Here is an 847-nt window from a genome sequence, read left to right as displayed (position 1 = left end):
GCGGGGGAGGACCTGCGCCCGTTCGCCGCCCAGGACGGCACCGCGCTGCTCGACGTGCCGCGCGCACGGCTGCCCGGGCCCGGCGCCCCGCTGCCGGTGCGCTTCCTCGGCCCCTACGACGCGGTGCTGCTGCTCGGGCACGCCGCGGCCACCGGGATCGTGCCCGCCGAGCACCGCCACCACGTGTTCGCCACGACCCGGCCCCGCTCGGCGCCGGTGTTCCTGCTGCACGGCCGGGTCGCCGGCACCTGGGAGCACCGCGACGGCCGTGTCGCCACCACCCCGTTCACCCCGCTCGACGCCGCCGACCGGCGCGCCGTCGACGACGAGGCCGAGCTGCTCACCGCCTGGTACCGGGACCCGGGGCCGGGAGCGCCCCCGGCGTGACGCACGATGGGATCATGACCGGCACGACGCAGCCGAAGCCGACCAGGCCCGGACCGGGCACCCGGGAGCGGCTGCGGCGCGCGCCGGTCGAGTCCGGCCTCGGGATGGCCCCCGACCCGTCGTCGACGCCGGAGCGCGTGGTGGTGCGCGCCCCGCTGCACGACGGCGTCCGCACCGCCGACGGCCGGGTCCTCCCGGTGCTCCCGGCGCTGCTGGCCGACGCGGGTCTCGGCTATCTCGTCTTCTCCACGGCGCGGCTCACCGCGGGCGCGCCCACCGTCGACCTGCGCCTGGACGTGGCCGGGGTCCCCGCACCGGACGCGCGGTGGCTGCGCGCCGAGCTGTCGCTGCTGCACCTCGACGACGAGGTCGGCGTCGGCCGGGCCGAGATGCGTGACGACACCGGGGTCGCCGTCGCGCACGTCGTCGCCACGTTCGCGCTGACCGGTGCTCCCGCGGG

The 847-nt window shown here is 78.7% G+C and carries 2 protein-coding genes; both read left to right on the top strand.

Going from position 1 to position 847, the window contains the following annotated elements; all coding sequences use genetic code 11:
- The coding region (locus tag GTW08_RS24900; RefSeq protein WP_161152617.1) for a DNA glycosylase AlkZ-like family protein at positions 1-387 on the top strand (387 nt) is incomplete at its 5' end.
- 14 nt (positions 388-401) lie between these two features.
- A partial coding sequence (locus GTW08_RS24895; RefSeq protein ID WP_161152616.1) for a PaaI family thioesterase occupies positions 402-847 on the top strand: 446 nt, incomplete at its 3' end.

Origin of the sequence: Pseudonocardia sp. SID8383 (assembly GCF_009864975.1) — a bacterium.
Lineage (GTDB): Bacteria > Actinomycetota > Actinomycetes > Mycobacteriales > Pseudonocardiaceae > Pseudonocardia > Pseudonocardia alni.
This window is presented reverse-complemented; position numbering and strand designations above follow the sequence as displayed.